The 3,189-nt window shown below is 29.0% G+C and carries 3 protein-coding genes; all 3 read left to right on the top strand.

Going from position 1 to position 3,189, the window contains the following annotated elements:
* Positions 1-474: 474 nt before the first annotated feature.
* Entirely contained in the window at positions 475-1,365 is an 891-nt protein-coding gene (locus PZE06_RS25470; RefSeq protein WP_150917816.1) for a hypothetical protein, read from the top strand.
* Between the two features lie 38 nt (positions 1,366-1,403).
* Positions 1,404-2,243, top strand: a complete 840-nt coding sequence (locus PZE06_RS25465) for a DUF5677 domain-containing protein (protein ID WP_150917814.1) — start codon at positions 1,404-1,406, stop codon at positions 2,241-2,243.
* 79 nt (positions 2,244-2,322) lie between these two features.
* Complete coding sequence (locus PZE06_RS25460; RefSeq protein WP_150917811.1) at positions 2,323-3,054, top strand: hypothetical protein; 732 nt, start codon at positions 2,323-2,325, stop codon at positions 3,052-3,054.
* Positions 3,055-3,189 lie beyond the last annotated feature (135 nt).

Here is a 3,189-nt window from a genome sequence, read left to right as displayed (position 1 = left end):
ACTATACCAAAGAAGCAGGTGCCTTTTCTTGTTTAAAGGCAATAGTCAAGGAACAAAGTTGATTGTTCTTAAAGCTTTAATAGACCTAAAACAAGGTCGATTTTCAAGGTGCGAAAGTTGAGTAAATAATAAATAATAAAATCGGGCGAATAGAAATCGAAAAAGTAAAAGCATAAAAATATTTAGGTTCTTTTCACTCCTTAGTTTTCTATCTGGTTTACCCATTATTTAGAAGTAAAGTGGTGTATATTGCTACAAAGTCCTTTTTGAATGAGCTTAATAAGTTATGTATATAGTTTCAGTTGACTTATTTTCCTAACGCAAGAGTTGAACCAATATTCTTCCGTTTGCAGATTTTTAAAACTGACAACATAATTGAAACATATTATAAAAGGGTTCCAGAAAGTAATAATGCAATATCGTATTGATGGTATAATTTAGGTGTACAAATGTTACGGGAGGGAGCCACTTCTTATGGATTTTTATAAAGATTTATCTGAAATTTTAATGGTAAAATTTAAAGAAATTGGTATAGAACCACCCAAAGGTGATTTATGTACTATTCTCAAAGGTTATATTAATTTATCAGATAAATTAATTAACAATAAAAAAAGAAATGTTAAAGTTTCCAATGAATTAAAAGAACAAGATTTTGGTGAACATTATAATCTTTGTTTGCAACAGATAAGAAATAAATTTAAAAATGGCATAGATGTAAACGGTTATTTAAGTAAAGGTGCATTCAAGCCCTCTCAAAGGGATTTATTGTTATACGATTGGGGTATTCACCATCTACATATAAATAATAAATTTGACAATGGAGGATTTGTTGAACGGTCGGACTATTTATTATTTTTCATAATTGATGAAAATAACGTTTATTTTATTGATGTAACAAGGCATAAATTAGAGAACCGAACGGAATTTTCACAACAAGAGTTATTACGGATAGTTAAAAGAAATTGGCCATATTTAATAGAACCGTATAGGCTAAAAGGATTTTCTTCATTAGAGAAAAAACTAACGGACAAGGAACATTCTGAAATTCGAAACAGTGGTGCTATGGCAGTTGTAGAAATTGAAGGTGATATTTACGGAATGATTGGAGGGGGGATAACTACAGCACGCACAAATGTTCAACATACAACAAAAATAGATATGGTTGTAAGTTTTTTAAGGGATATTACCAAAACGATGCAAGAAAATAGAAAGAATTTCATCGATAGTCCTTACTCCAACAAAATGATTCATTTAACCGAATCATATAAGCTAATACTCGAAAATGAATGTTTTTACATAATTAATGAAAAGACAGGACTAAAAATAATAGAGTCTCCAAGTTTATACAAAATCATATTCAACTGATTAAAATACAATAATATTTGAAGTAGGGATAATTCGATATGGAAGAAAAATATATAAAAGATTTAGATAAAATCATAAACAAGTTCATACTCCAATCAAAGAAATTTGTAGAATATGTATGTTTTCCATATGGCCTTATAGATCTTGCAGTTGCTAATCAGTTGACTACTAAGTTTATTTATGACTTTGAATATTTTGCGTTTACTAAAAGTACAAAAACTTTGGTAAGCATACGGACTCTCTTAAAAGTGGGTAATAACGAAGATGCAATGATTTTACTACGAAGTGTATTTGAGAACTATTTAAGCACAAGATATTTACACGAAAACTCCGATATGAATAATATTAAAGACTTTATAATAAATCCAATTAATGTAGCATTTTCATTTTATAATATTAATCAAGAGGGACAGGTAGTAAATCGGGACAAAGAAATTATAGGAGAATTAAAAAATCCAAGTGTTTTTAAAACGGGACAAGATAAAAAATACTACTATAACTTTTATGATGTATTGTCACGATATGCACATTGTAATTATGGAACAATAGAGTGCTATAAGGAAGATGGCATGTACTCTGTCGATAAAGTAAGTGATAGACTTTTGATTCGTCTATATGTAATATTCGTCTTTACTAAATTATTTGAATTGATTGTTACTGTAGAAGGAGAAGATTTTCCAGACAAAAGAACGGAAAGAACCTGTTATAAATTAGTCGAAGTTTCAATAGAACTACAAAAGGAAATTATTGATTTTTTACGAGAAGAATATAGAAGCAATAACAACGGAAAATTGAAATTCCATTCTAAAAAAATGCGTGAAATGTTAAAACAGATGAAAAAGTCGTTAGCGGAAGAAATCGGTAGCATAAAAAAATGATAAGGATATGCAAACTTAACGAAATAGTGAGATTTTGACTTTGAAAATGAAAATTATACAATGAAGGGGGATACATATTGTGGGAGAATGGTTATTTATACTTATAAATATTATAGGATTTTTTTGTTTAGGTTTATTCACCAAATCACTTTTACCGAGCTATATGAAGGAAAAAGGAAAAAACTTAGCAACGAAGGAAGACGTTGAGGAAATAACCAAAAAGACTGAGGAAGTTAAGATAGAATTTCAAAAAGAAATGGCGAAATTCTCAAATGATATTAGTTTTGAAAATGAATATTCCTATAAACAATACGCTCAATTATATGCAAAATTATATGCAATAGTAACTCAATCGGAATACATAAGATTCTTTTTGAATAAATATTATGATAAAGGGTTATCTTTTGAAGAAGTTCCTTTCTTGGAGTTGAATAAAGAACAAATGAAAACTCAATCTCAACTATTTACTGGAAAAGTAATAAGCCATGAAAAAATTGAAATCAAGGATGCTATAACTGATTTCAATAAAAAGCAACTATGTGAGTTTATTATAGAAAATGGTGAATTTGCTTCTCAAAGATTACTGAAACTTTCTGTAGCGTACAGATATGCTCATAATAATTATTCAGGCTCAAAATCACTTGAAGATAGTGAAATGCAATCGGCCTTCGATGATGAAGAAATTGAATTATTAAGAAAGCTGATTCAAACAATTATAAAGGATTACAATTCGCTAAGAAAGGTTATTAAATTAGACTATAGTGAGAATGAGTTGGAAATTGGTCTACTTGACCATCAATATTTTAAATAACAGATAAATGTAAACGCTAGAATAAAGTTGACAGTTATTGCTTGATAAGATTTTACACTTTTGCTCAATCAACCTACTACTTTAGTAAAATAGGAATTGACGTTATTTTACTGGAGGTAGGGGTTTTGGAGGAGA

Source organism: Robertmurraya sp. DFI.2.37, assembly GCF_029211245.1.
Classification (GTDB): Bacteria; Bacillota; Bacilli; order Bacillales; family Cytobacillaceae; genus Robertmurraya; species Robertmurraya methanolica_A.
Note: the sequence above shows the minus strand (reverse complement) of the source record. Positions and strands in the feature narration are given on the sequence as shown.

What these genes read in the sequence shown, in the direction of transcription:
- PZE06_RS25470 (WP_150917816.1), top strand. Translation starts at nt 475, where the DNA reads ATGGATTTTTATAAAGATTTATCTGAAATTTTAATGGTAAAATTTAAA.
- PZE06_RS25465 (WP_150917814.1), top strand. Translation starts at nt 1,404, where the DNA reads ATGGAAGAAAAATATATAAAAGATTTAGATAAAATCATAAACAAGTTC.